Origin of the sequence: Salinivibrio sp. MA427 (assembly GCF_001996115.1) — a bacterium.
GTDB classification, from domain to species: domain Bacteria; phylum Pseudomonadota; class Gammaproteobacteria; order Enterobacterales; family Vibrionaceae; genus Salinivibrio; species Salinivibrio costicola.
Genome location: NZ_MUFH01000223.1, coordinates 1 through 4,467 on the forward strand (window position 1 = coordinate 1; position 4,467 = coordinate 4,467).

Genomic DNA, 4,467 nt, shown 5'->3' on the forward strand with positions numbered 1-4,467 from the left:
GATTATTGATTATTCTATTATCCAATATAAAAATTCGCGCGTATCAGACAGTTTAACTGTATTGCAGAGTGAAACTGCAGACCTCGTTAAAATACGCTCTCAAGATGCGGACACGTTACGCGTTGTAAACGCGATTGCGTCTTTAAAGCAAGAACAGCACCAGCTCGCCCATATTATCAACATGATGTTGGAACAGTTACCCAAAGACGTCGTGCTGAGTCAACTGACCTATTCATCAGACGCACTGGTCATCACAGGAAAAGCGTTGGAACCCCTCAAAGTGATTGATGTTGTGACAACGTTCAACGGGGTCGAAAGTGCACGACTCATCGGAGACGTGGTGCCAATAAAAGACGACGATCGGCAAGCTTTTAAAATGGAGTTGGGGATTCAGTGAATGTTAAGTGATTATTTCAACAAGTTATTAGGTCCCCAGAGCCAACTGAGAAAAGAATTTGATAACAGCCTTGTGATGCAATGGTCTGTGCTAGCCATCCTTATTCTGTTCTTTTTCATGTTTATCACGGCCCCTTATTTGGCTTGGCGTGATGATCAAGCGGTGAAATTGGTTGATAAACTTGATAGAGAGCAAGCGCTGATTAGGTTGAGTGAGAACCGTTCGGCGATTGAAAAAAACCATCAAACACTCAATGCGCTATACAGTGACACTCAGGCAATGTTAATTGACGCACCATCATTTAATCGCGCATTATCGATATCTTTAAACAAAATTGAGAGCATGTATCAGCCGCTTGGTTTACGCTTCGATACGCGGCGATTTGGTGATCCTAGCGATCTTGCGTGGGTGGGAGAGAAGGTACCGAGTCGCTGGGGCTGGGTTGGCTCTAGCCAAGAAGTAAGTGACTTACTGTATAAAATGGCGAGTGAAAAAACGCTTTTTATACCGGACACCATCGATTTGAAGCCAACCAGAGACAGAGATGGAAACATTCAGTTTGAGTTGTCCGCGACGATTTGGACAGTTCGATCTCTGTCCATTGAACAATTGAAGCAGCAACAAAGGGCGGTGAATCGATGATCAGTCGCGTGCTAGAATACAAAAATAGAGTCATCGTTGGTTTGCTGTGCATGGGCGCCGTCATCTTGGTGTCTTGGTGGTCGACGTCGCCAAGCGGCAACGTTAATAATACCTTTGCGACGCATACCATTGAACGTGATCAGTTGTTCAAGCCTTATCGTTTACCGTCTAATGCCCCCGGGAACTTGTTTGTTGAAGGGCGTGGACGTTCGAATGCTGAGACAGCGAAAGTTGACGCACCGAAAAAAGAGCGCAACGAGCCGCTTAACCTTGTGAGTATCATCTCGACCAATGCGCAACAACAAGCGGTGTTTATTCAAGGTAATAGTAAGATTACGGTCTCGGAAGGGGAGCGTATTAATGATGAACAAACAGTGAATAAGATCACTCCAACGCGCGTTCAAGTGATAGACACAATGGAACGAACTAAAGACTTTGTATTATTCCCTACACAAAATATTCAGCTTAAAGGCCAAGATGATGAATAATGTTTTGAAAAAGAGAAAGCGTAACCCGATAAGGCCTCTCACTCTCGCCGTGGTTTCTATCTTGGTACTCAATGGCTGTACGTCAGTATCAAACAATCCAACTGTTGATCGCATTGATGCGCGTCCTATAACACAAAAAAATGACAGTGTTCTTGTTGATGAGAACAGGGGGAGCAACACATCAAATGCGAGTAAAGGAAAAATAGACAGTGCTCCGCTCATTTATAAAAACAAACTGTCAGATGAGGCGAAGCAAGCCGGTATTCAGCTACCTAAAGATTCAGTGAGTCTGAATGCGGATAAAGTACCGATGAATCACTTCATCAATTTAGCGTTGGGCGACGTTCTCGGTTTAGATTATGTAGTCGATCAATCTCTTAACAATAACTCAACGCCGATTACACTGAGGATTAATCAGTCGATTAAGAGTGAGCGAATGCTTGGTTTGGTCGAAGAGGTGTTACAAGTCAACGGTGTTGCACTGGTTCAAGACGATGGTCTACTGAAAGTGTTGCCCGCTAATAAAGTCGATCGTCGTGCGCCAGTGTTATTGTCAGACTCTGTAGGCGCAAAGCTGAAGTATGGTAATGTCGCCGAGATTATTCCGATTTACTACCTGTCTTTAAACGATGCCTCGATTCTGGTTGATCAACTGATCAGCGAAACTCGCGGATCCAATGTGTTATTACAACGCCACCTTAATGCCTTGATGGTCGTTGCGCGGCAAGATGATATAGACAAAGTCCATACGATGTTAGCGCAGCTTGATGTCCCCAAGAAAGTGGCCAGCAATATGAAGCTTATACAGCCACGTTACCTTGGTATTGACGATATCGTGACCGATCTAACGCGCGCATTAAAAGCATCAGGCGTGCCTGTTTACGAAGAAAATGGCACAAATGGTGTTGTGCTTACAAAAATGTCAAATAACACGTTATTAATGACAGCTAGTACATCAAGCTGGTTGAAATATGCAGAAGACTGGGTCAGTCGTATAGATAAACCCAAGCCGGTAAGCGGCAATGAGGGGGTTTATGTCTACTATATGCGTAATGCCAAAGCGAACGATGCGTGGGGCGTGATATCGGCTATTTTCGGGCGACAAACAACACAGAGTGATGAAAAAGCCGGTGCTGATATTGTTAAAGAGGCGGAAAAATCGGGCTCAGATGACAATTACACATTGCCAGGCAATAAAGGATTAAATCGTTCGAATAAAAAACAGACCAGCAATGCTAGCGTTGTAACAGACAGTTATCGGGTGGTGGTCGATCCGAAACGGAATGCGATTATTTTTACCGGACAATACAACGATTACCAGCGTCTTATCCAGCTTCTTGAGTACGTTGATCAACGCCCACGTCAAGTTTTGATTCAAGCGATTGTTGCGGAAGTAAAACTCGAGGAAAGCAGCAGAGTCGGTGTCAATTGGGATTATGATGCAGGTAGAACCAACACCACCAATAAACTGTTGTCTGTCATCGGCGAAGGGACGTCTGAAGGCGGTTCGCTTAACTTAAGCTTAGCGTTGGGCCAAACTAACTTTGATATCAATGCGCTGCTGAAAGAATCAGGCTCAAAAGTACTGGCGACGCCAAGAATTTTGGCATTAGATCAAGAGACCGCACGGATTAATGCCGGTGATCAAATTCAGGTCACCACCGGTGAGATCGAAGGCGAAGATGGCAACACCAAGTTTACCACTCAGTTTGTCAATACCGGTGTGACGTTAGAAATCACACCATCGATTAATCAAAATGGATTGGTAGAAATGGAGATTAGTCAAGAAGTCAGTACGCCAAACATCTCCGAGTCTGGCACCTCCATTAACACACGTTCGCTACAAACTATGTTGTTGGCAGATAGCGGGCAAACGGTATATATGGGCGGGTTAATTAACAGTAACACCACCACCACAGAGAACAAGATCCCGCTATTGGGAGATATTCCCTACCTTGGTAACCTGTTTAAATTCCAAAGCCAGGGCAGTAATCGTTCCGAAGTCGTTCTTTTGCTCACGCCATACGTGATCAATACGAAGGAAGATGCCGTTTTTTATACCAATGAATTTAAAGACCTTACCGGATGGGATCCGATGGAGGATGTTGACAGCATTCAGTAGTCAACCATACAAATAAATAGAGAAAGCATAGCCGCGGCTATGCTTTTTTTTGGAGCCGTTTATGATCATATCTTTACACCTACCCAAAACAGCAGGTACCAGCTTTTTCGATGCACTCACGCGTGTCTATGGTGACCAGCTAATGCGAGACTACAATGATATCCCTTTAAATCGGCCGGTAGAGGAAAGAAACCGAAAAGCATTGAATGATGCTTTACACTACGAGCAACAATATCGTGATCCCGCGTCTAAGGTGGCATGCGTTCATGGCCATTTTTTACCGGTTAAATACGGGTTGTTGCCTTGTGAAAGTACTCAATTTATTACTTGGATGCGTCATCCAGTAGAGAGGCTTGTTTCACACTATTTCTTTTGGCTTTCGGCGTATAATGAGAACGCTGCGCCGTTACACAAAAGAGTGGTAGAAGAGAACTGGACACTGGAAGATTTTGCCTTCTCAAACGAAATGCGAAATGTCTATGATCAGTTTTTATTTGCGTTTCCACTCCATAAGTTCGATTTTATCGGGATAACAGAGCATTTCTCAGACGATCTTTGTTGGTTTGCTAACAATATTATAAAGACAAACGGCGACGTTGAAGAAAAAAAACTGAACCAAAAGAAAACGACGCCAGAAATCAGTAATAAGCTTCGCTCAGAAATAGAAACGTTTCATGAACAAGATATGATGCTATATACACAAGCGTTAGACATGAGAAAAAAAAGAATCTAATACACGCAGTAGAAAATGGAGAAAACGACCACTAGGTCGTTTTCTCTAAACGAAACTGTTCAATATAGTCGATATCTTCTTTAAG

5 protein-coding genes are annotated in these 4,467 nt (G+C 43.6%); all 5 read left to right on the top strand.

The genetic code is table 11. The features are described 5' to 3' along the window. Positions 1–397, top strand: a 397-nt coding sequence (locus BZG79_RS12165; protein WP_077774499.1) for a hypothetical protein, incomplete at its 5' end; no start/stop codon positions are given. After that, complete coding sequence (locus BZG79_RS12170; RefSeq protein WP_077774500.1) at positions 398–1,039, top strand: hypothetical protein; 642 nt, start codon at positions 398–400, stop codon at positions 1,037–1,039. It abuts the gene before it with no gap. After that, positions 1,036–1,527, top strand: coding sequence for a hypothetical protein (locus BZG79_RS12175; protein WP_077774501.1), 492 nt, complete (start codon positions 1,036–1,038; stop codon positions 1,525–1,527). Before BZG79_RS12170 ends, BZG79_RS12175 begins: the two co-directional genes overlap by 4 nt. A gap of 4 nt (positions 1,528–1,531) precedes the next feature. Continuing rightward, positions 1,532–3,649, top strand: coding sequence for a secretin N-terminal domain-containing protein (locus BZG79_RS12180; protein WP_199877786.1), 2,118 nt, complete (start codon positions 1,532–1,534; stop codon positions 3,647–3,649). A 61-nt stretch (positions 3,650–3,710) separates the two neighbouring features. Beyond that, complete coding sequence (locus BZG79_RS12185; protein WP_077774502.1) at positions 3,711–4,382, top strand: sulfotransferase family 2 domain-containing protein; 672 nt, start codon at positions 3,711–3,713, stop codon at positions 4,380–4,382. Positions 4,383–4,467: the final 85 nt, after the last annotated feature.

Bases quoted from the DNA above. Each gene is read 5' to 3' on its own strand.
- BZG79_RS12185 (WP_077774502.1), top strand. From the start codon at position 3,711: ATGATCATATCTTTACACCTACCCAAAACAGCAGGTACCAGCTTTTTC.
- BZG79_RS12170 (WP_077774500.1), top strand. From the start codon at position 398: ATGTTAAGTGATTATTTCAACAAGTTATTAGGTCCCCAGAGCCAACTG.
- BZG79_RS12175 (WP_077774501.1), top strand. From the start codon at position 1,036: ATGATCAGTCGCGTGCTAGAATACAAAAATAGAGTCATCGTTGGTTTG.